The organism is Peribacillus sp. NPDC096379 (genome assembly GCF_044762875.1).
In the GTDB taxonomy this organism is placed as follows: domain Bacteria; phylum Bacillota; class Bacilli; order Bacillales; family DSM-1321; genus Peribacillus.
Map to the genome: position 1 here is coordinate 621,452 of NZ_JBIWFD010000002.1, position 23,443 is coordinate 644,894.

Genomic DNA, 23,443 nt, shown 5'->3' on the forward strand with positions numbered 1-23,443 from the left:
GAGGTAATGAACGAAGATTTTGTTGTAAAAGTAGCTGAACAAGGGATTTATACGGTATTAATTGTTTGTGGACCTTTGCTTTTGATTGCGCTTGGAATTGGTCTGGCTGTTAGTATTTTTCAAGCGACAACGCAAATTCAAGAACAAACACTAGCTTTTGTACCAAAAATTGTTGCTGTATTGTTGGGGCTTGTGTTTTTAGCGCCATGGATGCTAAGTCATTTATTATCATATACAAGTGAAATATTTAATAATTTAAGTAGATTTGTAGGTTAAACGATGCAAGAATTATTGCCGCATTTTCCAGCCTTTTTATTAGTTTTAGTACGCGTTACAGCTTTTTTTGTAACCATGCCTATTTTTTCACACCGTACGTTGCCGACCACATTTCGAATAGGGATCAGTTTTTTCCTAGCTTGGATTATGTACTATACCATTGATTCACCCATTCTAGTGATTGATGGTACATATATGCTTCTAATTCTAAAAGAAGTAATCATTGGATTAGTGATTGGACTTGTCGCTTATATGATTATGGCAGCAATTCAAATTGCTGGAGGGTTTATTGATTTTCAGATGGGTTTTGCTATTGCGAATGTAATCGATCCTCAAACTGGGGCACAAAGTCCGTTAACAGGGCAATATTTATACACGATATCGTTATTATTTTTATTGGCAACGAATGGCCACCATCTTCTTTTGGATGGCATTTATTATAGCTATCAATTTATCCCGATTGATCAGGTAATCATTCCATTTGGTAATGAAAACTTGATAGAATTTATTATCAAGGCATTTAGCCAGATGTTTCTTATTGCTTTGCAAATGTCGATTCCTGTTGTCGGAAGTTTGTTTTTGGTCGATATCGGCCTCGGTATCGTTGCAAGAACAGTGCCACAGTTAAATATCTTCGTTGTTGGAATTCCTGTGAAAATGCTTGTTAGTTTTCTTGTACTAATGATTGTAATGGGCATGATGATGGTTGTTGTTCAACATTTGTTTGAATATTTACTTGTCATTATGAGAGGTTTGATGCAGTTGATAGGAGGGGCCTAGTATGAATAGACTACGTCTGGACTTACAGTTTTTTGCCGGAGAGAAAACAGAAAAGGCCACTCCTAAAAAAAAGCAGGATTCACGGAAAAAAGGACAAGTTGCGAAAAGTCAGGATGTTAATACGGCGATAAACTTGCTTGCGGTATTTCTACTTTTGCTTTTCATCGGTCCTTATATGTTTGAAAAAATATCTAGCTTGCTTATTGAATTCTTCCAAAATTCGATGCTTATTCAAGTTACTGAAGAAAGTGCTCCGTTATTATTGATAGAAGTGTTAAAAGAAATGGGACTCATCTTAGCTCCTATACTGGCAGCCGCTTTAATCGCAGGTGTAGCAGCAAATTATATGCAAATAGGATTTATGTTTTCTACAGAAACGATTCAGCTAAAACTGGAAAAATTAGATCCAATTAAAGGATTTAAACGTATATTTTCAATTCGAGCAATTGTCGAATTACTAAAATCAATATTAAAAATATCAGTCGTAGGCTTAGTCACGTTTTTTGTTATTTGGCAGAGAATGGATGAAATTATGGTGTTGTCAAAAAAGTCAATAGGGAATGCCATGACAACTTTAGCTGATATTACGGTAAAGGTTGGTATTTATGCGAGTAGTGCCTTATTGGTTTTAGCGCTATTAGACTATCTTTATCAGAAATATGACTATGAAAAAAACATCCGGATGTCTAAACAAGATATTAAGGATGAATATAAAAATATAGAAGGCGACCCGCTTATTAAATCTAAAATTAAACAAAAACAGCGTGAAATGGCGATGCAACGCATGATGCAAGAAGTACCTAAGGCAGATGTAGTGATTACAAACCCAACACACTATGCAATCGCCTTAAAATACGATGATCAAAAATCTGATGCACCTTATGTGATTGCGATGGGAGTAGACTTTGTCGCACAAAAGATTAAATATATTGCAAAAGAAAATGATGTAGTGCTGGTTGAAAATCGACCGTTGGCAAGGGCTCTTTATGATCAAGCAGAGATTGGACAAGCGATTCCTGAAGAGTTCTTTAAAGCGGTCGCGGAAATACTTGCTTTTGTTTATAAGACAAAGGGGAAAATTTAAATCATGTAATGGATTTAGGTGTCAAGTGAGTCTGCCATCTGGCAGCGTTCATCTTAAAAGGCGCTTACGCTTTTCCGATAGGAGAGAAGAATATGTCTGCAAGAGATTTACCGGTATTAGTAGGAGTCATAATGATTGTGGCCATGCTGATTATACCGTTGCCAACCTGGTTATTAAGTGTCTTAATATTAGTGAATATAGCACTTGCTTTGATGGTTTTGCTTATGGCAATGAACATGAAGGAAGCACTGGAATTTTCAATATTCCCGTCATTATTATTGATTTTGACACTGTTTAGATTAGGGTTGAATGTATCAACAACAAGGGCTATTTTGTCACATGGAGAAGCAGGTGGTGTCGTTGAAACATTTGGAACGTTTGTAGTCGGAGGCAATGTCTTAGTAGGTCTTGTTGTTTTCATGATTCTAGTTATTATTAATTTTCTAGTTATTACTAAAGGTTCAGAGCGTGTATCTGAGGTGGCAGCGAGATTTACATTAGATGCAATGCCAGGTAAACAAATGAGTATTGACGCCGACTTGAACGCTGGCATGATTTCTGAAATAGAAGCTAGAGAGAGACGTGAGAAAGTAGGTAGGGAAGCGGATTTTTACGGCTCGATGGATGGTGCAAGCAAATTTGTAAAAGGTGATGCGATTGCTGGAATCATAATGGTAATTATCAACCTTGTCTTTGGAATTTTGATTGGAGTTGTACAACTAGGTTTAGCATTTGGAGAAGCAGCCACTCATTTTTCCATGCTTACAGTTGGTGACGGATTGGTCAGTCAAATTCCGGCACTTATGATATCAACAGCTACTGGTATAGTGGTGACAAGAGCAGCATCTACTGGGAACTTAAGTTCGGATATCATGTCGCAACTGTTTGCTTATCCTAGCCTGTTATATGTTACAGCTGGTACGATGTTTTTACTCGGTTTATTTACACCAATACCTGACTTATTAACAATACCATTAGCTGCATTATTCGCATTTGGTGGATATAAAATATCACAAACGCCTAAAAAAGATGATGTGGAGTTCCAAGAATCAGAAGAAGAAATGCAAGCAGATGAAATGAAGAGCCCTGAAAGTGTTGTTAGTTTACTAAGTGTTGATCCAATTGAATTTGAATTTGGATATGGCTTAATTCCGCTTGCAGATACGAATCAAGGCGGTGATCTGCTTGATCGTGTGGTCATGATTAGAAGGCAGCTAGCGATAGAAATGGGACTCGTTATTCCGGTCGTTCGAATTCGTGATAATATACAGCTGAATCCAAATGAATACCGATTGAAGATAAAAGGAAATGAAATGGCTAGGGGCGAGCTTTTACTTGATCATTATTTAGCTATGAGCCCCGGAATTGAAGATGATTCGATTGAAGGCATTGATACAGTAGAGCCTTCATTCGGATTGCCTGCTAAATGGATTTCAGAGGATATGAAGGAACATGCAGAAATAATGGGCTATACAGTCGTTGATCCACCAAGTGTTGTTTCAACGCATATTACTGAAGTGATTAAAACGAATGCACATGAGCTTCTTGGCAGACAGGAAACAAAACAGTTAATTGATCATTTGCACGATTCTGCTCCTATCCTGGTGGATGAAGTGACACCAAACCCATTAACCATAGGTGACGTGCAAAAAGTGCTGGCTAAGTTGCTTCGTGAAAAGGTGTCGATTCGCAACTTGCCGATTATTTTTGAAACATTAGCTGATTATGGAAGGATTACTTCTGATACTGATTTGCTGACTGAGTATGTAAGACAAAATCTTGCAAGGCAAATAACGAGTACGTTTACGATTCCCGGTGAGAGTTTAAAAGTTATTACGCTTTCGGGAAGGATTGAAAAGCTTATTGCAGATGGTGTGCAGCAAACAGAACATGGAAATTTCTTATCGCTTGATCCAAATGATTCACAAGCCATTTTAGAATCAACTGCTTCGAAATTAGAAGAATTGACATTAATGGAACAAACGCCAATTGTTCTTTGTTCACCTGCAGTCAGAATGTATGTAAGACAATTAACGGAAAGGTATTTCCCAAAAGTGCCAATCCTTTCTTATAATGAGCTGGAATCTAATGTAGAGGTACAAAGCGTTGGGGTGGTGAATGTGGATTGAATGTAAAAAGATATCAAGCCGAGTCTATGACAGAGGCGATAAAGATGGTTCGTGATGAATTAGGAAATGATGCTGTTATTTTGAGCTCCAAGCCCATTTTCACCGGTGGTTTTTTAGGGATGTTTAAGAAAAGGAGCATTGAAGTCTTTGCTGCAGTTGATCCGCAAGTCACACCTGCACAAGTAGTCACGAAGCAAAAGCTAAAAAAGGTTCCATTAAATGCTATGAAAACAGTCCCTAAAGACAAGCAACCGGTTGAGGCATTAACGAAGCAAAAGTTAGAACCTATGCAAACATCTACCGAAGTAATGAAAGAATTGGAAGACTTGAAAACGATGATTAAAGAATTGAAGCAGCGTCCGGACAAGACATATCCGGAACCAATCCATTCCGTTTACCAATTATTTGTTGAACAGGAAATTGATCAAACGATTCAAAGAGATGTTATGGATCAACTACTAGTAAATTGGTCTCAGAGTCATGGGGGGAGTTCTGAAGAAGAATTCTCGAATCAAGTTAAAGCAGAGCTATTAAATCAGTTTTCAACCGTTAAAGATTGGGGATTTCATGCAGAAAAAAAATATCTGAATATTGTCGGTCCAACAGGAGTAGGAAAGACGACAACTCTCGCGAAAGCTGCCGCATTGTGTATGTTAAAGCAAAATAAAAGAGTTGCATTTATTACAACAGATACATACAGAATTGCAGCAATCGATCAATTGAAAACCTATGCTAAGATTCTGAATGTACCAATTGAAGTGGCGTACAATCTGGAAGACTTTCAAAAAGCAATCGAACGTTTTTCCCATTATGATCTAGTCTTCATTGATACGGCAGGACGAAACTTTCGCAATGCAGATTATGTTCGAGATCTTCAGAATATTATTGATTTCTCGGTTGAGATGGAAACGTATCTTGTCCTATCGTTAACATCAAAACAAAAGGATATGGAAGACATATATCGACAGTTTTCAATGATACCCATTAAACAAGTTATTTTTACGAAAGCAGATGAAACATCCACTTATGGTGCGATGGTGAATTTCACTATCAAAAATGAAATGGGTGTAGCTTATGTAACAAATGGTCAGAATGTACCAGATGATATTGAAATGGCTAATCCGCAATTATTGGTGAAAATGGTTCTTGGAGAAAAAAACTATGCGTGATCAAGCTGAAAACTTACGAAATTTTATTGAAAAACATGAACATTCGCAAGCTTCCAAAACGATTGCAGTGATAAGCGGAAAAGGCGGTGTGGGAAAGTCAAACTTTTCGTTAAACTTCGCCATAAATTTAGCGAAACGTGGTAAACGAGTGCTGCTTTTCGATATGGATATAGGAATGGGGAATATTGATATATTATTTGGACACCACTCCCCGAATAGTATTATGGATTTCTTTCATGGCAATCTAACAATTAGAGAAACGATTTCATCAGGACCGGACAATATTTCAATTATTGCAGGTGGAACTGGATTAACGAAATTATTTTCTTTAGATGACGAGCTATTTAATCGGTTTATCGAACAGTTTAATGAGTTACTTCATGAATATGACTTGATTCTCTTTGATATGGGTGCAGGGATTAATGAAGATACGGCTAAATTGCTATTGTGTGTTGACGAGTTAATCGTGATAACGACTCCAGAGCCCACTTCCATAACAGATGCTTATTCAGTCATGAAATACATTAATTCAGTAAGTTCTGATATACCCTTTCATGTAATATGTAACCGGATAGCGGAAGAACAGCAAGGCAAAGAAACGATGAATCGATTACAAAGTGTCATGAGAAAATTTCTACAAAAGGAAATCATTCCACTTGGATATCTTCCAGATGATCGAACGGTTATACAAGCTGTATCTAAGCAAATTCCTTTTATTCTTTTTGATCCAAGTGCCAATATATCTATGGCGTTGTTAGATATTACCTCTCGATACTTAAATCATTCTTTCTCAGAAAAAATAATGTTTAGGCAAAGTCATTTTCTTGGAAATTTAAAAAGGTTTTTTCTTGGAGGGTAGGCTGTTAACATGAGCAAAATTAAAGTATTAATCGTCGACGATTCTGCGTTTATGAGAAAACTTATTAGTGAATTTTTAGCAGAAGATAGCAGGATTGAAGTAATCGGAACAGCAAGAAATGGCCGGGATGCTATTAATAAAATCGAGAAAGAAAAACCAGATGTTATCACATTAGATGTTGAGATGCCGATTATGGACGGGCTTTGCGCATTGCAAATCATCATGAAACAAACGCCAACAGCTGTGATTATGCTCTCTAGCACGACAAAAGAAGGTGCTGAAAATACGTTAAATGCAATGGAGATGGGCGCTATTGATTTTATTGCAAAGCCATCAGGTGCTATCTCACTGGATTTATATAAAATTAAAACGGATTTAATTAATAAAATTGTCGCTGCAAGTAAAGCGAATGTATCGAAGTTACAAAAAAATACCTTAAATATTGAAAATATCCAAGGAAACTCTGAAAATTATAGTAAAATAGAACTAGTTCACGATCGTAATTTGAGTCCGCAAATAAGCGAAAAGGCGCCAAATGAGAAAAAAATTATTGTAATTGGGACTTCAACTGGTGGACCTAGAGCATTGCAAACCGTTTTAACACAACTGCCCCCAAATATTGAGGCGCCGATTTTAGTTGTACAGCATATGCCTCCTAGTTTTACAAAATCACTCGCAAATCGTCTTAACACGTTATCGGAAATTACCGTCAAGGAGGCAGAGGATGGAGAGATTTTAAAAAAAGGAACCGCCTATATTGCACAAGGAGGCTACCATTTAAAAATAAAAAAAGTTGGAACTAGTTTGGCAATTCATGTGGATCAATCTCCTTTGAGAAATGGGCATCGCCCTTCGGTTGACGTATTATTTGAATCGGTGAGCCAGATCAATGATGTTGAGAAGGTAGCGGTTGTTATGACAGGAATGGGTATGGATGGTGCAAATGGTCTAATCGCGCTCAGTAAATCAGGTAAACTATCCGCAATTGCTGAATCAGAGAAAACATCGATTGTTTTCGGGATGCCTAAAGCGGCAATTGCAACGAATGTAATTAATAAAATAGTTGATGTGGAAGACATTGCAAAAGCGATTGTGAATTATTGCTAATAAGAAAGGCGGATTACTATGGATCTTAATCAATATTTAGAGGTATTTATCGAGGAAAGTAAGGAACATCTTCAAACTTGTAGCGAACAGTTGCTAGAGCTCGAAAAACATCCTCAAGATTTAGGAATTGTGAACGAAATCTTTCGATCTGCGCATACGTTAAAAGGAATGTCAGCAACGATGGGATATGAAGATTTAGCCAATTTAACGCACAAAATGGAAAATATATTAGATGATATTCGTAACGAAAAAATTCAGCTATCTTCTGAAATATTCGATGTGATTTTTTTAGCTGTTGACGATTTAGAAGCAATGGTCATGAGCATTGCGGAAGGCGGAAATGGAAAAAGGGATGTAAGTGAAGTTGTGGCTAAGTTAGAGATGATTGAGAATGGGGAATCCCTACTTTCAATCGGTGCAGCTGAAGTAGCTGCTGCAGTTGAACTGCCGATACGTGAGTCTATTGAAAAAAGCGTCTATGATGAATTTGAGCTGACTGTTATACAGCAATCAAAGGAACAAGGTTTTGAAAGTTATGAAATAAAAGTGAGTTTGCGTGAGGATTGTCTTTTAAAAGGCGCTCGCGCGTTTATGGTATTCGAAGTATTGGAGAAACTCGGAGAAGTCATAAAATCGAATCCATCTGTTGATAAACTTGAAGAGGAACAATTTGATCATTCCTTTTGTGTAACCGTCGTGTCGAAAGAGTCTGTGGAAGCTCTTCAAAAGAAAATTATGAAAGTTTCCGAGGTCGACGAAGTCATTGTAAGTCAATTAGAGTTGTCTGAACTGAGATTGGCTTTGAACGAAGTAGATGATCATAAATTGATCATGAATAAAGAGAATCAAAAAAGCAATAATGAACCTGTTGTCCCATTAGCCTCCACCAAAGATGAAAAAACGAATCATCCTGCTAGCAAACAGCATAATAAAACAATCAGGGTTAATATAGATCGTCTCGATGTGCTCATGAATCTTTTTGAAGAGCTAGTAATTGATCGGGGAAGATTAGAACAAATCTCGAAGGAATTAGAAAGTACGGAATTAGACGAAACGGTTGAAAGAATGTCAAGAGTAACGGGAGATCTTCAAAATATTATCTTAAATATGAGGATGGTCCCGGTCGAAACGGTCTTTAATCGCTTCCCGAAAATGGTTCGTACATTAACACGAGATCTTCATAAAAAAGTATCTTTGGAAATTTATGGTGCAGAAACCGAGTTAGATCGAACCGTCATTGATGAAATTGGTGATCCAATTGTCCATTTACTCCGCAATGCACTTGATCATGGAATTGAGATGCCGGAGGTGCGAAAAGCGAATGGCAAACCTGAAGAGGGTACCGTCATGTTGAAGGCTTATCATAGTGGAAACCATGTTTTCATCGAACTGAAGGATGATGGTGCAGGGATTAACCGGGAAAAAGTATTGAAAAAAGCCATTGCAAACCAAGTAATTACGGAACAACTTGCTGCAACTCTTACTGATAAACAAGTATATGAATTGATATTCGCTTCTGGTTTCTCTACAGCAGACCAAATATCAGACGTATCCGGACGAGGGGTAGGTTTGGATGTGGTAAAAAGTACGATTGAAGCTCTTGGCGGTGTGGTTTCCATTGATTCTAATGAAGGGAAAGGATCAGATTTTCTCATTCAATTACCACTTACATTGTCGATTATTTCTGTTATGCTCGTTGAAATTCAACAGGAGAAATATGCAATTCCGCTTTCATCAATTATTGAAACCGCAATTATCAATAAAACGGATATCATGAATGGTCATAATCAACAAGTAATTGATTTTAGAGGCAAGGTATTACCATTAATCTTCCTAAAAGAAATATTTGAGGTTCCTGAAACGATCGAAGAAGATGGATATTATTCAGTCATCATTGTTAGAAAAGGTGATAAAATGGCTGGATTAGTTGTCGATTCGTTTATTGGACAACAAGAAATTGTTTTAAAATCTCTCGGTAACTATTTGTCCTCTGCTTTTGCGATATCTGGAGCTACTATTTTAGGAGATGGTCAAGTCGCTTTAATTATTGATTGTAACGCTTTAATTAAGTGAAAAAGAAGGATGGTAATCAAGTGTTTTTTCCAGAAATGACTTGTTCGTATGAGCATGTCCAGAATCATCATACATATTTTTCATGGAGTTTTGACGATGAATTAAAATAATAGATTCACGCAAATGTGATTAAATGAAAACTTTTGAACGGTCTTGATATGCTTTTTTACTTGAATACATATATTTTTAGGAGGTTCTAATATGGAAGAAATCGTCACTTTAGAGACGGTGAAAGTGATCGTTTTTCAAATTAAAGATAAAGAATATGTGATACCTGTCTCCAAAGTTCGTGGAATTGAAAAAATGATGCATATTACCCGTGTTCCAAGATCATTACCATTTGTAAAAGGAGTAATCAATCTTCGGGGTGTGATTACACCTATCATTGATTTACGTGCTCGTTTCGAAATAGAAAAGGCTGAGTATGATGATCGAACAAGAATCATTATTGTGACATTGGACAATATGGAAGCTGGTTTGATTGTTGATTCTGCAAACGATGTGCTGGATATTCCAGAGACAAGTATAGAACCTCAGCCCGACGTTATTGGAAATGTAGCAACGGAATATATTAGCGGTGTTGCGAAGATTGAAAAAAGACTATTAACCTTGCTGAATCTTGATCAAATCCTTAATCAAGATGAAGTAAAAGATTCAGTTGTTAAAGAAGCATAAGACGATGTCCTATATTGATAAAATTACCACCGTTCATTTGGATATCTTAAAAGAAATTGGGAATATCGGGGCAGGTCATGCTGCTACCTCTCTATCCACGATTCTTGGTAGGAAAGTAAATATGAATGTTCCGCGTGTGAGAATTCTATCATTTAATGAAATGATTGAACTTGCTGGTGGACCAGAAACTGTTGTTGCGAGCGTCTTTCTAAGAGTTGAAGGGGATGTACAGGGAAATATGTTCTTTCTATTACCTTTAGATCAGGCCGCTCGCTTCAGTGAACAAATGACGGGAACAGAAGTGTTCTCCTTTGATCATCTTCCCTATTCTGAATTAGCACTTTCTGCCTTATCGGAGTTAGGAAATATTCTTTCAGGCTCTTATTTATCCTCTCTATCTGATTTTACGAAATTAAGCTTTTACCCATCTGTTCCTGCTTTATGTATTGATATGGTCGGTGCTACAATCAGCGCTGGATTGATTGAACTCTCTCAGGTAAGTGACTTTGTTATTGTGGTTGAGACCGAGATTGGCGAAGATGTAGAAAGTTCAACTTTCATTAACGGACATTTCTTTTTTCTATTAGATCCTGATGCCTATGAAGTTGTTTTTACTTCATTGGGAGTACCTTTACATGGTTGAAGTATCCAATATAGTCAAAGTAGGCATTGCTGATATGAATATTGTTCAATCTCCGGCTCTTATACGTACTTCAGGTCTTGGGTCATGTGTAGGGGTAGTTGTTTATGATCAATCAAAAGAAATTGCGGGTATGGCACATGTCATGCTTCCGGACTCTACTTTATCAAAAATGGGTCAAATCAATCAGGCAAAATATGCAGATACAGCAATAAAAGAATTAGTGGAGAGAATTGTTCGAGATGGAGCATCAATAAGAAAACTTAAGGCAAAGATTGCTGGTGGATCGCAAATGTTTCAGTTTTCTTCAGGTACAGATTTAATGAGGATCGGACCAAGAAATGTAGCAGCAGTAAAAAAAGAATTAATGGCGTTACGTATACCAATCGTGGCTGAAGACGTGGGCGGAAATAGCGGTAGAACAATCGAATTTAATCCGAAAACAAGTTTGCTCAATATTAGAACGGTAAATAAGGGAACTAAAGAGGTATAGAAGTAATACGTTTACACTTTAAGTGCTTATTCAAAATTGAAGCGTAGCGGATGTATTAGCGACAGTAGAAAACGGGACGAACCTACAGTGGGGGGGAACAAAACCCCCACTGATGGAAGTTTCACTTTATAGCGTTAGGAGGAGGTCTCGTGTCTCAACTGACAACCGAGGAAGAGCGGTTATATTGGAAATATTGGGTTGAAAACAAAGATCCAAAAGCAGGTGATATGCTAGTGAAAAGGTACATACCGCTTGTATCCTTTCATGTCCAAAGAATTTCAGTTAATTTGCCTAAGAGCGTAAGCAGGGGTGATGTGAGAAGCCTTGGGATGATGGGGTTGTTTGATGCACTAGAACGCTTCGAACCTAACCGGGATTTAAAATTTGACACCTATGCTTCATTCCGAATTCGCGGCGCTATCTTAGATGGTCTACGCAAAGAAGATTGGCTTCCTCGAAGTGTAAGAGAAAAGACAAAAAAAATTGAAGTAGCAGTTGAAAAATTAGAACAGGAACATATGAGGAAAATTGGCGCGAAAGAAATTGCTGAAGAGTTAAATGTTTCTGAAGAAGAAGTATATACAGCGATGAATGAGAATTTTTTTGCAAATGTATTATCAATGGATGAAAACCCGCAAGATCAGGAAGATAAAGAAGGTCTGAGTCATCATATTAAAGATGACATGACTTTAATGCCAGAAGAGCAATTGATGAAAAAAGAATTATACAAAGAACTAGCCAAAGTAATTGAAACTTTAAATGAAAAAGAACAGCTTGTATTACAGCTTTTTTATAAAGAAGAGTTAACGCTAACGGAAATTGGTAAAATAATGAGTTTATCAACATCAAGAATTTCGCAGATTCACTCAAAGGCGATTTACAAACTCAGGACATTATTACAGGGTGCTATCCTGTAATAATGTCCTGTTTCTAGCGAAAGAGGGATATTATGTCAGGCTTTATAATGTTTATTATGTTTGTATTGAACATCTTTACGATTATGGCAATCATTGTTTTATATACGCGTCAAAATCGCTTGGCGAATTTTGAGAAGGTCCAAGAAAGCAGAGCCCGTGAAATGGAAGAATCAATGGCTGCCTTTGTGTTGGAATTAAAAGAAGAAAATGACCGATTGATTCGTGCGCTTGCTATGAAAGATGCTGTTTCAAATGAACTAAATGCTAGTGAAAAGATTCACTCACAAAAAAACTCGAGCAGCTCTCAAAAGCAGTCAGCTAGTCCAACAAGAAAACTAGTGCATAGCAAAGAAGAGGATGCAACATCGTTAAAATTACCAGACTTACCAATCACCCATGAAGATAAACTTGAGATTTCTACAAATCGATTAGAAGAACATGGAGATGGGTCTAATCAGAGTATATCTTTTCAAGAGACATTAAAACAAGAGCTTCAAAATCATGAACACAAGGTTAAGCCGACCCTCTCTGAGCAAGTGAACGATATGCTTCAGAAGGGCATGACCACAGAAGAAGTAGCCAAAAGTTTAAACAAAGGTAAAACAGAAATTGAACTTTTATCTCGGTTTAACAGGCTGTAATACCCCACCTCAATTTGTGTGAGAGAATCAAGTCATAAATTGATGGGGGATAAACAGCTTAATCTAGCTGCGACTCCTAGCCCATCTGAGGTTATAAGCTGTAATACTCTGTGGCAAACTACGCCACGCCGTATTCCATCTTATGCTTGCCGGACTATCACAGGACGTGAGGGATCTTAGGAGACGTACCTTAGACCAGTCGCCTCGCTTTTTGAAGTAAATCCCCGATTGGTGAGATACAGTGAAACTTACCGAGAGTTGCGCAGAGGTTTAGTAGAACGGGACTAACCATTAGTGGGAATGAAGAAACCCCACTGATGGAAGTATCATTTTATTAAGATTTAATAGACAATCGTGAAAACTACTTGCTTGTATTTTGTGATTATGCTATAGTTTGTAATGGTGTTATTACACACGTTTCGTAATCTAGTCAGATGGTGCTGTTTCGACAGTGTCTGCATGGAAATGATCGAAGCGGAGGATAAACAAAACCATTTAGGAGGAACTAATAATGTCAGTAATTTCAATGAAACAATTGCTTGAAGCTGGTGTACACTTTGGACACCAAACACGTCGCTGGAACCCAAAAATGAAGAAGTATATCTTCACTGAGCGTAACGGTATCTACATCATCGATCTTCAAAAAACAGTGAAAAAAGTTGATGAAGCATACAATTTTGTTAAAGAATTAGCTGCTAATGGCGGAACAATTCTATTTGTTGGTACAAAAAAACAAGCTCAAGAGTCTGTTAAAGAAGAAGCAATCCGCTCTGGTATGTACTATGTTAACCAACGCTGGTTGGGTGGAACTTTAACTAACTTTGAAACAATTCAAAAACGTATTGCTCGTCTTAAAGAAATCGAAAAGATGGAAGAAAACGGGACATTCGAAGTACTTCCTAAAAAAGAAGTTATCCAACTTAAAAAAGAATGGGATCGCTTAGAAAAATTCCTAGGCGGTATTAAAGATATGAAAACTATCCCGGATGCGATTTTCATTATTGATCCACGCAAAGAGCGTATCGCAGTTGCGGAAGCTCATAAATTGAACATCCCTCTAGTTGGTATTGTTGATACAAACTGTGATCCAGATGAGATCGATGTTGTCATCCCAGCTAACGACGATGCAATCCGTGCAGTTAAATTATTAACTGGTAAAATGGCAGATGCTATTCTTGAAGCTAAACAAGGCGAAGAAACTGCTGCAGAGCCAGCTAACGCTTAATCTGTATTAATAATTTAGCCTGGCGCTAAAACGCGCCAATTTAGTATAAAGGACAAATTATTTGATGTGCTAAACTCACTTCATTAAAAAGGTGGCGGAGATAAGTCAGATTTCGTAAGCTTACTCCTAGACTAATATGACACTAACAATGGTTGGACATAAATGTATTTTACGGAGTTCCGTCCCCTTGTCCTTCATACAAAAAAGGTGATAAGAGGATAATGCCTTTTATCACCTTTTTTTGGGATTACATATTGCGCTTTGCATTTGAACCCGAAATTTTGTTTGAGATTTGTATATTGTATTTAATAAGAGGAGGATTTTATAATGGCAATTAGTGCACAATTAGTAAAAGAATTGCGTGAAAAAACTGGTGCAGGGATGATGGACTGTAAAAAAGCCCTTGTTCAAACTGATGGAGATATGGAAAAAGCAATTGATTTCCTTCGTGAAAAAGGAATTGCAAAAGCAGCAAACAAAGGTGATCGTATTGCTGCTGAAGGGTTAACTTCAATTATTGTAGACGGAAATGAAGCGGTAATTCTTGAAGTAAACTCAGAAACTGATTTCGTAGCAAAAAATGAAGGATTCCAAGCGCTAGTAAAAGAACTAGGAGAGCACTTACTTGCTAACAAACCAGCAACTGTAGAAGAAGCTCTTGAGCAAACAATCAACGGTGTAAAAGTTGCTGATCATATCAATGCAGCGGTTGCTAAAATCGGTGAAAAATTAACATTACGTCGTTTTGAAGTCGTTACAAAAACAGACAACGATGCATTCGGTGCATACCTTCATATGGGCGGTAGAATCAGTGTGCTTTCTCTTCTTGAAGGAACAACTGATGCAGAAGCAGCTAAAGACGTATCTATGCACATTGCTGCTCTAAAACCGAAATACGTATCTCGTGACCAAGTGGACGCAAGTGAACTTGATCGTGAGAGAGAAGTATTGACTCAACAAGCTTTAAACGAAGGAAAACCAGAAAAAATTGTTGCGAAAATGGTTGAGGGACGTATCAATAAATTCTACGAAGAAATTTGTGTTGTAGACCAAACTTTCGTTAAAAATCCTGACCAAAAGGTTGGACAATTTGTTGAATCAAAAGGCGGAAGCGTTAAATCTTTCGTTCGTTTTGAAGTAGGCGAAGGAATTGAAAAACGTCAAGAAAACTTTGCTGAAGAAGTAATGAACCAAGTTAAAAAAGACTAATTTACACTTGAATTGGTTAAATAGGGAGCACAAATGTGTTCCCTATTTTTGAACCGTAATGGAACATAAGAGCCGAGGCTTGAATGTGGTTCGACTCATTAAGTTATCCATTAAAAAGTTCAGTAAAATGTGAAAGTTAAAATGAAATTAGATTACATAGTTGGAGGTTCTAGATGAGCAACCCGAAATATAAACGAGTCGTATTAAAGCTAAGCGGTGAAGCACTAGCCGGTGCTGAAGGTTTTGGAATCAATCCAGCCGTTATTAAATCAATTGCTGAACAAGTAAAAGAAGTAGCTGAACTAGATGTTGAAGTGGCAGTCGTTGTCGGCGGAGGAAATATTTGGCGAGGTAAAATCGGAAGTGAAATGGGAATGGACCGTGCAAATGCTGATTACATGGGCATGCTTGCAACCGTCATGAATTCATTAGCACTTCAAGACAGCTTAGAACAGCTTGGGATTGAAACGCGCGTTCAAACTTCAATTGAAATGAGACAAATTGCAGAACCTTATATTAGACGCCGTGCAATCAGACATCTTGAGAAAAAACGAGTCGTTATATTTGCGGCTGGAACCGGAAATCCTTACTTTTCTACAGATACGACAGCAGCGCTTCGAGCAGCCGAAATTGAAGCGGAAGTCATTCTGATGGCAAAGAACAATGTTGATGGAGTTTACAATGCAGATCCTGCAAAAGACAAAAACGCAGTTAAATATGATCAGCTAACCTATTTAGATGTGTTGAATGAAGGCTTAGAAGTCATGGATTCGACAGCTTCTTCACTTTGTATGGATAACAATATTCCATTAATGGTCTTTTCTATTATGGAAAAAGGAAATATTAAACGAGTTGTGATGGGCGAATCGCTCGGAACGATTGTTAGGGGGAAATAAAATGCCAAAACAAGTTATTGACAATTCAAAAACAAAAATGGAAAAGGCAATTTCAGCTTATACGCGAGAATTGGCTAGTATCCGTGCTGGCCGTGCTAATGCTTCATTGCTAGATAGGATATCTGTTGAATATTACGGTGCACCGACTCCGGTTAATCAAGTAGCAGGAATTTCTGTTCCAGAAGCAAGACTTTTGGTTATCCAGCCTTATGACAAAACAATCCTAGGCGATATCGAAAAAGCGATTCTAAAGTCTGATCTTGGTTTGAATCCTTCCAATGATGGGTCAATCATTCGTATTGCTATCCCTGCATTAACAGAAGAGCGTCGAAAAGAGCTTGTCAAAATGGTTCGTAAGGAAGCAGAAGAAGCTAAAATTGCAATACGTAACATTCGTCGTGATGGAAATGACGATTTGAAAAAGCTTGAGAAGAACGGTGAAATGACTGAAGATGATTTACGTGGTTATTCAGACGATATTCAAAAGCTTACAGATAACAATATTAACAAAATTGACGATATCACGAAGGACAAGGAAAAAGAAATTTTAGAAGTGTAAACCATTCTGTGAGGGTAATGCGAACTGGGCTATGCTACTAAACAATAGATCACATAACTTGAATAAATAGCTAGTTTTACATGGGAATATGTAATATAGTGCCGCTTGCGCTACCTTATTAGATTTGGCTATCTTTACAAAGACTTTTTCGAATAAAATTATGACATATTAAAGCCATATATGTACTTCTGATTAAAGTAATCAACAACCGCCGGACATTCTGTACCATTCAACATAACCTGAATGATAATGTAATGAAGCTCACTGGAGTCTTCTTTAACATTTTACTTAAGGCATACTGAATGGATTGCAAGAATGATTTCGGCTTTTTTTTTGAAAAAATCTGCACATTCTGATTGAACGAGGGATAATCGGTTCATATTGAAAACAGATAGATGAAAATGTGCTTATATATTGCGATAGAGACTTTTGGGTCATTAATAGTTAATTAAAGGTTTTGATCCTGGTTTGTAGTTTCTCTTGGTCATTTTCTTCTAATCGGACAATCTTTTTCATATTAATAATAGGAGAAGCGGTCTTTTTTTGATATTATAATATAGATTCTGTCATTTTCATTTTCGATATAGTATATAGGAATGTGTAGAGAACAGCACTACCTGATGGGGGACAAAAGTATGTATTCAATATGGAAGCGTTTTGGAAAGAAAGATGCTTCTTCCGATTTAGCTCAAAAAATTCAACAAGTAAAAAAATCTTCAGTTCCAAAGCATATCGCCATCATTATGGATGGGAATGGTCGTTGGGCTAAGAAACGTGCCTTGCCGAGAATAGCTGGCCATCATGAGGGAATGAAGGTTGTACGGAAGATAACTAAACTTACAAGCCAGTTAAATGTGAGCATTTTGACGGTGTATGCTTTTTCCACAGAAAATTGGAAGCGCCCGAAAAGTGAAGTGGATTATATTATGAAATTGCCAGAAGAGTTTTTGGGAACATTTTTGCCCGAACTTATCGCTGAGAACGTGAAGGTCGAGATGATGGGTGAAATTGATTTATTACCAGAACATACAAAACGCGCAGTAAAGCAAGCTGTAGAAGAAACAAAGAATAATACAGGTCTTATCTTGAATTTCGCATTGAATTATGGCAGTCGTGCTGAGATACTTATGGCTGTTAATAAAACAATAAAAGATGTTAAAAATGGTATAATAGATGAAACTGTAAACGAAGTGCAATTTTCTAACTATTTAATGACTCATGCACTGCCTGATCCTGACCTTTTGATTAGGACGAGTGGAGAAATTCGTTTAAGCAATTTTATGCTTTGGCAGGCTGCATATTCAGAACTATGGTTTACTGATGTTCTCTGGCCTGATTTTAAGGAAGAGCATTTGTTGGAGGCAGTAGAAGAATATCAGAAGCGCACAAGAAGATTCGGTGGTGTCTAGTTAAGAAGGCGAGGAAATGTGATTCATGAAGCAAAGAATTATTACGGGTATTATTGCAGCTGCTGTATTTTTACCCATCGTTAGTTTAGGTAAGCTTCCATTTCTAGTACTGATTTATTTGCTCGGTACAATTGGTTTATATGAATTGATTCGAATGAAAAAACTGCCGTTGAATTCGTTTGCTTCAGTGATCTCGTTTGTGATGCTCTGGTTAATACTTATCCCAGAATCAGCAAACGGAATTTTGGCAGGTTCCGGCTATGATAAAACGCAAATTATTATTGGGGGAGTATTAGTACTACTCATTTCCACTGTTTTATCGAAAAATCGTTTCATGTTTGATGATGCTGGTTTTTTAGTAATCTCCGTTATCTATATTGGAATGGGCTTTTATTACTTATTTGAAACAAGAGACACAAATGGTTTAACGTATGTATTTTTTGCCTTATTTACGATTTGGGCAACAGATTCAGGCGCCTATTTTATTGGGAAATCGATGGGGAAACGGAAATTATGGCCTGAGATCAGTCCGAATAAAACAATTGGCGGATTTATCGGTGGAATTATTTCTGCATTAGTTATCGCAGTTTTATTTTCTATGTTCTCTACGATTGACAGAACATTAATTGAGCTGTTGTTTATGAGTATTCTTATAGCGATTTTTGGTCAGTTAGGAGATCTTGTACAATCAGCTTATAAACGTCATTATGGTGTCAAGGATTCAGGTAAGCTCTTACCTGGGCACGGTGGGATATTAGATCGATTGGATAGTTTGATTTTCATTTTACCGATTTTGCATTTTTTACAAATTCTTTAATGTTTGAATTGGTTTTAGGAGATGAATGACAATGAAATATATTAGTCTTTTGGGTGCTTCTGGTTCGATTGGTCAACAAACAGCAGATGTTGTTCGACAACATCCAGATCAATTTAAAATTGTCGCTTTTTCTGTTGGGAAAAATGTGGAACTAGCTAGAAAATATATTAGTGAGTTTCAACCAAGTCTAGTTTGTGTTCAAACAAAGGAAGATTCTCAAACTTTACAATCGGAATTCTTGGGAACAGGTATTTATTTTACATATGGTGATGAAGGGTTAATTGAAACTGCTGTTTTTGACAAAGCAGATATTCTGGTAAATGCGGTAATTGGTAGCGTTGGTTTGTTTCCAACGCTTCAAGCAATCAAAGCAAAGAAGGATATCGCTTTAGCGAATAAGGAAACATTAGTGACAGCGGGGCATTTAGTCATCGAAGAAGCAAGGAAAGCTAGCGTTAAACTACTTCCTGTTGATAGTGAACATTCAGCTATTTTTCAGGCTTTACAAGGTGAAAAAGAAAAAAATATGGAACGCTTGATTATTACGGCTTCAGGCGGTAGTTTCAGAGATCTCTCCCGTGCGGAATTGGTTGGGGTAACCGTAGATCAGGCACTTAACCATCCAAATTGGTCAATGGGTGCGAAAATTACGATTGACTCCGCTTCGATGATGAATAAAGGGCTTGAAGTAATTGAAGCACACTGGTTGTTTAATCTCCCATACGAAAAGATTGATGTTTTGCTTCATAAGGAAAGTATTATTCATTCAATGGTAGAGTTTCATGATTCTAGTGTGATCGCACAACTAGGTACACCAGATATGAGAGTACCCATTCAGTATGCTCTTACCTATCCGGATCGCCTTCCACTGTCAACAAGCCATCGATTAAACCTGGCTGAGATCGGGAAGCTACACTTTGCGGAGATGGATTTTAATCGTTTCCCATGTTTGCAATTTGCATATGAAGCAGGTAAAATAGGCGGAACAATGCCAACCGTCCTAAATGCAGCAAACGAGGTTGCAGTTTCGGGATTTTTAAAAGGAAAAATCTCTTTCTTAGAAATCGAAACATACATTGAACAAGCGTTAAATCGTCATACACCAATTGATAATCCAGATCTTACGACGATTCAAGAAGTGGATGTAAGTACACGTAGATTTATTCAAACATTACTGAAATAGAGGTGAAATGCACGTGCAAACATTGCAAACTGTAATTTCCTTTATCGTTATTTTTGGATCCCTTGTTTTTTTTCACGAACTGGGACATTTAGTATTCGCGAAACGTGCAGGGATACTATGTAGGGAATTTGCAATTGGTTTCGGACCGAAAGTATTCACCTATAAAAAAAAGGAAACTGTTTATACGATTAGACTGCTTCCACTTGGCGGTTATGTTCGTATGGCAGGTGAAGATGCCGAAAATCCAGAACTAAAGCCTGGATATCGTATCGGGTTAGTTACAGATGAAAGTAGCCTAGTTAAGCAAATCGTTTTAAATAATAAAGATAAATATCCTGATATTCGTATTATCGAAGTGGAATCGGCGGATCTTGAACATAAGCTTCTTATTCAAGGGTATGAGGATGGCGATGAGGGAGAATTAAAGACCTTTCGTATTCATGAAGAAGCCGTTGTTGTAGAAGATGGTGTGGAGAATCAAATTGCTCCTTATGATCGACAATTTGTATCCAAATCACTTGGACATAGAACGCTGACGATTTTTGCCGGTCCGATGATGAACTTTGTGCTGGCATTTATTATCTTTGTCATGATTGGATTATTTCAAGGGATTGCAGTCAATGAGTCAAGACTTGGTGAGTTAACGGATGATGGCTCTGCGATTGCTTCTGGATTAAAGGCTGGAGATGAAATTCAATCGATCAATGGAGATGAAGTCACTACATGGGAAGATGTTCAAGGAAATATTCAAAAACATCCCGGTAAAGAAATTGAATTTGTAATCTTACGTGATGGTCAGACATTATCCATTCCGGTCGTACCTAAAGAAATAGAACGAGAAGGTGAGAAGATCGGTGTGATCGGTGTTTATGCCCCAGTAGAAAAATCACCGCTAAAGGCATTTTCGTACGGTTTAACTGAAACTTATCACTGGACGAAACAAATCTTTGTCATTCTAGGACAATTAATTACAGGTGGATTTACACTTGATAGCTTATCTGGTCCTGTGGGGATTTATAAATCCACTGAAGAGGTTGCTAAGTCAGGAATATTCATGTTAATGAAATGGGCAGGGTTACTAAGCATTAACCTTGGGATCATGAACTTACTACCATTACCAGCACTTGATGGCGGCAGACTCTTATTCTTCCTTGTCGAATTTCTACGAGGAAAGCCAATTGACCGCCAAAAAGAAGGCATTGTCCACTTTATAGGATTTGCACTCTTGATGTTATTGATGATTATGGTTACATGGAATGATATCCAACGATTTTTCTTATGATTAATACCTAAAATTTCTAATTGCTTATATGAAATACAAAACAGTCAAAAGACGATAGTGCATTTTGGAACTGTGCTGTTGTCTTTTTGTCACGTTCAACGAATTATCTCCTATATAATTTGTAAACCTAAGGTTTCATTTCTATATCTTTAAGCGTAGAATTGCTGAATTATCTCCTGTATAATTTGATAGAAGGAATTAAAAAGCACGACCGTGATTAAAAATAAAGGTTCCTATTTATAAAAGAGGTGCAATGATGAAACAAAGTATGACGTTCATTCCAACATTAAGAGAAGTACCTGCAGATGCAGAAATTAGAAGTCACCAGCTTTTACTACGGGCAGGCTATATGCGACAAAATTCTAGTGGAGTATATAGCTTTCTACCATTAGGAAAAAAGGTGCTACAAAAGGTAGAGCAGATAGTACGTGAAGAAATGGATAATGCAGGTTCAGTAGAACTATTAATGCCTGCGCTCCAGCAAGCAGAATTTTGGCAGGAGTCAGGTCGCTGGTATACATATGGACCGGAACTTATGAGATTAAAAGATCGTCATGATCGTGAATTTGCCCTAGGTGCAACACATGAAGAAGTGATCACGAGCCTAGTTCGCGATGAAATTAAATCTTATAAGCGTTTGCCATTAACTGTTTATCAAATTCAGACGAAATTCAGGGATGAAAAAAGGCCACGTTTCGGATTACTACGCGGTCGTGAATTCATAATGAAAGACGCATATTCCTTCCATTCTAGTCAGGAAAGTTTAGATGAGGTTTATCAAAGATTGTTCACAGCCTATTCAAATATATTCAGTCGATGTGGATTAGATTTCCGTGCTGTTATTGCTGATTCCGGGGCGATGGGTGGAAAAGACACACACGAATTTATGGTTCTATCTGAAGTAGGGGAGGATACAATTGCCTACTCAGACAGCTCGGATTATGCAGCCAATATTGAAATGGCGCCTGTTGTATTAGAAGATGTGACAAACACCGAACAAGCAAAAGATTTAGCAAAAGTTGAAACAATCGGCAAAAAAACAATTGAAGAAGTGGCTAGTTTCCTACAAACAGATGCGAAAGCTTGCATCAAATCACTTCTTTTCAAAGTGGACGAAAAGTTTGTATTAGTATTAGTTCGCGGCGATCATGAAGTGAATGATATTAAATTAAAAAACATCTTCGGCGCAGCAAATGTGGATCTGGCTTCTGCTACAGATACGGAAGAAATACTAGGTTGTGCTATAGGTTCACTTGGTCCCATTAAATCTTCTGCAAATGTTGAAGTGATTGCAGATCAAGCCGTTGAAAAGTTAGTCAATGCAGTTTGTGGTGCCAATGAAGAGGATTACCATTATGTGAATGTAAATCCTGGCCGCGATTTCTCCGTATCTCAATACGCGGATATTCGCTTTATTCAAGAAGGGGATAAATCTCCAGATGGAAATGGATTAATTAAGTTTGCAGAAGGAATCGAAGTAGGGCATGTGTTCAAGCTTGGAACGAGGTATAGCGAAGCGATGAATGCTGTTTACTTGGATGAAAACGGCCGTAATCAACCAATGATTATGGGGTGCTATGGAATTGGCGTTTCCCGGACACTTGCTGCAGTTGCAGAGCAGTTTAATGATGAAAAAGGTCTCCTATGGCCAACCAATTTAGCTCCTTATCATGTCCACTTGATCCCTGTTAATATGAAGGATGAAACTCAAGCTGCTCTTGCTGAGGAATTATATAGCGCATTGAAAAAACAAGGCTATGATGTACTTATGGATGATCGTCAAGAGCGTCCAGGTGTCAAATTCGCTGATTCGGATTTAATTGGACTGCCAGTTCGAATCACAGTTGGGAAGAAAGCATCTGAAGGGATCATTGAAGTGAAAATTAGAAAGTCAGGCGAAATGCTGGAAATCGGTACAGACGCCTTAGTGGAAACTTTGTCTGAAATCCTAGGCAAATAATAAAAATAGAGCAATAGAAAGGCATCGGTCATTATGAAGATGCCTTTTTCTATGTGAGCA

Annotated in this window: 22 protein-coding genes; all 22 read left to right on the top strand. The window is 37.5% G+C overall.

The genetic code is table 11. The annotated features are described in order from the left end of the window. Positions 1-6 precede the first annotated feature (6 nt). Positions 7-276 (top strand): flagellar biosynthesis protein FliQ, encoded by a 270-nt coding sequence (gene fliQ, locus ACIQZI_RS12035; RefSeq protein ID WP_403073345.1) that lies wholly within the window; start codon positions 7-9, stop codon positions 274-276. Positions 277-279: 3 nt separating this feature from the next. After that, the gene (gene fliR / locus ACIQZI_RS12040; RefSeq protein ID WP_403073347.1) at positions 280-1,056 is read left to right on the top strand and encodes a flagellar biosynthetic protein FliR; all 777 of its coding nucleotides are present in this window, start codon (positions 280-282) and stop codon (positions 1,054-1,056) included. Position 1,057: 1 nt separating this feature from the next. Continuing rightward, positions 1,058-2,140, top strand: coding sequence for a flagellar biosynthesis protein FlhB (gene flhB, locus ACIQZI_RS12045; RefSeq protein WP_403073349.1), 1,083 nt, complete (start codon positions 1,058-1,060; stop codon positions 2,138-2,140). A 92-nt stretch (positions 2,141-2,232) separates the two neighbouring features. Next, the gene (gene flhA / locus ACIQZI_RS12050; protein WP_062181128.1) at positions 2,233-4,269 is read left to right on the top strand and encodes a flagellar biosynthesis protein FlhA; all 2,037 of its coding nucleotides are present in this window, start codon (positions 2,233-2,235) and stop codon (positions 4,267-4,269) included. Then, on the top strand, positions 4,266-5,438 hold the full coding sequence (flhF, locus tag ACIQZI_RS12055) for a flagellar biosynthesis GTPase FlhF (RefSeq protein ID WP_403073352.1): 1,173 nt from the start codon (positions 4,266-4,268) through the stop codon (positions 5,436-5,438). The genes flhA and flhF overlap by 4 nt, the downstream gene beginning before the upstream one ends. Further along, entirely contained in the window at positions 5,431-6,297 is an 867-nt protein-coding gene (locus ACIQZI_RS12060) for a MinD/ParA family protein (protein WP_403073354.1), read from the top strand. The genes flhF and ACIQZI_RS12060 overlap by 8 nt, the downstream gene beginning before the upstream one ends. A 9-nt stretch (positions 6,298-6,306) precedes the next feature. After that, positions 6,307-7,404 carry a protein-glutamate methylesterase/protein-glutamine glutaminase gene (locus tag ACIQZI_RS12065; RefSeq protein WP_403073356.1) on the top strand — a complete coding sequence of 366 codons (1,098 nt, stop codon included), beginning with the start codon at positions 6,307-6,309 and terminating at the stop codon, positions 7,402-7,404. 18 nt (positions 7,405-7,422) lie between these two features. Beyond that, positions 7,423-9,477, top strand: a complete 2,055-nt coding sequence (locus ACIQZI_RS12070) for a chemotaxis protein CheW (RefSeq protein ID WP_403073358.1) — start codon at positions 7,423-7,425, stop codon at positions 9,475-9,477. Between the two features lie 201 nt (positions 9,478-9,678). Beyond that, positions 9,679-10,152 (top strand): chemotaxis protein CheW, encoded by a 474-nt coding sequence (locus ACIQZI_RS12075; RefSeq protein WP_403073360.1) that lies wholly within the window; start codon positions 9,679-9,681, stop codon positions 10,150-10,152. 4 nt (positions 10,153-10,156) lie between these two features. Then, positions 10,157-10,795, top strand: coding sequence for a chemotaxis protein CheC (locus ACIQZI_RS12080; RefSeq protein WP_403073362.1), 639 nt, complete (start codon positions 10,157-10,159; stop codon positions 10,793-10,795). Then, a complete protein-coding gene (locus ACIQZI_RS12085; protein WP_062181108.1) occupies positions 10,788-11,285 on the top strand; it encodes a chemotaxis protein CheD in 498 nt (165 codons plus the stop codon). The genes ACIQZI_RS12080 and ACIQZI_RS12085 overlap by 8 nt, the downstream gene beginning before the upstream one ends. Positions 11,286-11,434: 149 nt before the next feature. Then, positions 11,435-12,202, top strand: coding sequence for a FliA/WhiG family RNA polymerase sigma factor (locus tag ACIQZI_RS12090; protein ID WP_403073364.1), 768 nt, complete (start codon positions 11,435-11,437; stop codon positions 12,200-12,202). A 32-nt stretch (positions 12,203-12,234) separates the two neighbouring features. After that, positions 12,235-12,843: a hypothetical protein gene (locus tag ACIQZI_RS12095; RefSeq protein WP_403073366.1), complete on the top strand. Its 609-nt coding sequence runs from the start codon at positions 12,235-12,237 to the stop codon at positions 12,841-12,843. A 511-nt stretch (positions 12,844-13,354) separates the two neighbouring features. After that, positions 13,355-14,068: a 30S ribosomal protein S2 gene (gene rpsB, locus ACIQZI_RS12100; RefSeq protein ID WP_028392826.1), complete on the top strand. Its 714-nt coding sequence runs from the start codon at positions 13,355-13,357 to the stop codon at positions 14,066-14,068. A 327-nt stretch (positions 14,069-14,395) separates the two neighbouring features. Next, positions 14,396-15,277, top strand: coding sequence for a translation elongation factor Ts (gene tsf, locus ACIQZI_RS12105; protein ID WP_403073368.1), 882 nt, complete (start codon positions 14,396-14,398; stop codon positions 15,275-15,277). A 173-nt stretch (positions 15,278-15,450) separates the two neighbouring features. Beyond that, a complete protein-coding gene (gene pyrH / locus ACIQZI_RS12110) occupies positions 15,451-16,173 on the top strand; it encodes a UMP kinase (RefSeq protein WP_062181097.1) in 723 nt (240 codons plus the stop codon). 1 nt (position 16,174) lies between these two features. After that, positions 16,175-16,732 carry a ribosome recycling factor gene (frr, locus tag ACIQZI_RS12115; RefSeq protein WP_062181094.1) on the top strand — a complete coding sequence of 186 codons (558 nt, stop codon included), beginning with the start codon at positions 16,175-16,177 and terminating at the stop codon, positions 16,730-16,732. Positions 16,733-17,367: 635 nt separating this feature from the next. Then, a complete protein-coding gene (locus ACIQZI_RS12120; protein WP_062181091.1) occupies positions 17,368-18,141 on the top strand; it encodes an undecaprenyl pyrophosphate synthase in 774 nt (257 codons plus the stop codon). Positions 18,142-18,166: 25 nt separating this feature from the next. Next, a complete protein-coding gene (locus ACIQZI_RS12125; RefSeq protein WP_403073371.1) occupies positions 18,167-18,958 on the top strand; it encodes a phosphatidate cytidylyltransferase in 792 nt (263 codons plus the stop codon). Positions 18,959-18,989: 31 nt separating this feature from the next. Beyond that, positions 18,990-20,141: a 1-deoxy-D-xylulose-5-phosphate reductoisomerase gene (locus ACIQZI_RS12130; protein ID WP_403073373.1), complete on the top strand. Its 1,152-nt coding sequence runs from the start codon at positions 18,990-18,992 to the stop codon at positions 20,139-20,141. Positions 20,142-20,163: 22 nt separating this feature from the next. Then, a complete protein-coding gene (rseP, locus tag ACIQZI_RS12135) occupies positions 20,164-21,423 on the top strand; it encodes an RIP metalloprotease RseP (RefSeq protein WP_403074006.1) in 1,260 nt (419 codons plus the stop codon). 256 nt (positions 21,424-21,679) lie between these two features. After that, positions 21,680-23,383 carry a proline--tRNA ligase gene (locus tag ACIQZI_RS12140; protein WP_403074008.1) on the top strand — a complete coding sequence of 568 codons (1,704 nt, stop codon included), beginning with the start codon at positions 21,680-21,682 and terminating at the stop codon, positions 23,381-23,383. The last annotated feature ends 60 nt before the right edge of the window (positions 23,384-23,443 follow it).

What these genes read in the sequence shown, in the direction of transcription:
- fliQ (WP_403073345.1), top strand. Translation starts at nt 7, where the DNA reads ATGAACGAAGATTTTGTTGTAAAAGTAGCTGAACAAGGGATTTATACG.
- fliR (WP_403073347.1), top strand. Translation starts at nt 280, where the DNA reads ATGCAAGAATTATTGCCGCATTTTCCAGCCTTTTTATTAGTTTTAGTA.
- flhB (WP_403073349.1), top strand. Translation starts at nt 1,058, where the DNA reads ATGAATAGACTACGTCTGGACTTACAGTTTTTTGCCGGAGAGAAAACA.
- flhA (WP_062181128.1), top strand. Translation starts at nt 2,233, where the DNA reads ATGTCTGCAAGAGATTTACCGGTATTAGTAGGAGTCATAATGATTGTG.
- ACIQZI_RS12060 (WP_403073354.1), top strand. Translation starts at nt 5,431, where the DNA reads ATGCGTGATCAAGCTGAAAACTTACGAAATTTTATTGAAAAACATGAA.
- ACIQZI_RS12065 (WP_403073356.1), top strand. Translation starts at nt 6,307, where the DNA reads ATGAGCAAAATTAAAGTATTAATCGTCGACGATTCTGCGTTTATGAGA.
- ACIQZI_RS12070 (WP_403073358.1), top strand. Translation starts at nt 7,423, where the DNA reads ATGGATCTTAATCAATATTTAGAGGTATTTATCGAGGAAAGTAAGGAA.
- ACIQZI_RS12075 (WP_403073360.1), top strand. Translation starts at nt 9,679, where the DNA reads ATGGAAGAAATCGTCACTTTAGAGACGGTGAAAGTGATCGTTTTTCAA.
- ACIQZI_RS12080 (WP_403073362.1), top strand. Translation starts at nt 10,157, where the DNA reads ATGTCCTATATTGATAAAATTACCACCGTTCATTTGGATATCTTAAAA.
- ACIQZI_RS12085 (WP_062181108.1), top strand. Translation starts at nt 10,788, where the DNA reads ATGGTTGAAGTATCCAATATAGTCAAAGTAGGCATTGCTGATATGAAT.
- ACIQZI_RS12095 (WP_403073366.1), top strand. Translation starts at nt 12,235, where the DNA reads ATGTCAGGCTTTATAATGTTTATTATGTTTGTATTGAACATCTTTACG.
- rpsB (WP_028392826.1), top strand. Translation starts at nt 13,355, where the DNA reads ATGTCAGTAATTTCAATGAAACAATTGCTTGAAGCTGGTGTACACTTT.
- tsf (WP_403073368.1), top strand. Translation starts at nt 14,396, where the DNA reads ATGGCAATTAGTGCACAATTAGTAAAAGAATTGCGTGAAAAAACTGGT.
- pyrH (WP_062181097.1), top strand. Translation starts at nt 15,451, where the DNA reads ATGAGCAACCCGAAATATAAACGAGTCGTATTAAAGCTAAGCGGTGAA.
- frr (WP_062181094.1), top strand. Translation starts at nt 16,175, where the DNA reads ATGCCAAAACAAGTTATTGACAATTCAAAAACAAAAATGGAAAAGGCA.
- ACIQZI_RS12120 (WP_062181091.1), top strand. Translation starts at nt 17,368, where the DNA reads ATGTATTCAATATGGAAGCGTTTTGGAAAGAAAGATGCTTCTTCCGAT.
- ACIQZI_RS12125 (WP_403073371.1), top strand. Translation starts at nt 18,167, where the DNA reads ATGAAGCAAAGAATTATTACGGGTATTATTGCAGCTGCTGTATTTTTA.
- ACIQZI_RS12130 (WP_403073373.1), top strand. Translation starts at nt 18,990, where the DNA reads ATGAAATATATTAGTCTTTTGGGTGCTTCTGGTTCGATTGGTCAACAA.
- ACIQZI_RS12140 (WP_403074008.1), top strand. Translation starts at nt 21,680, where the DNA reads ATGAAACAAAGTATGACGTTCATTCCAACATTAAGAGAAGTACCTGCA.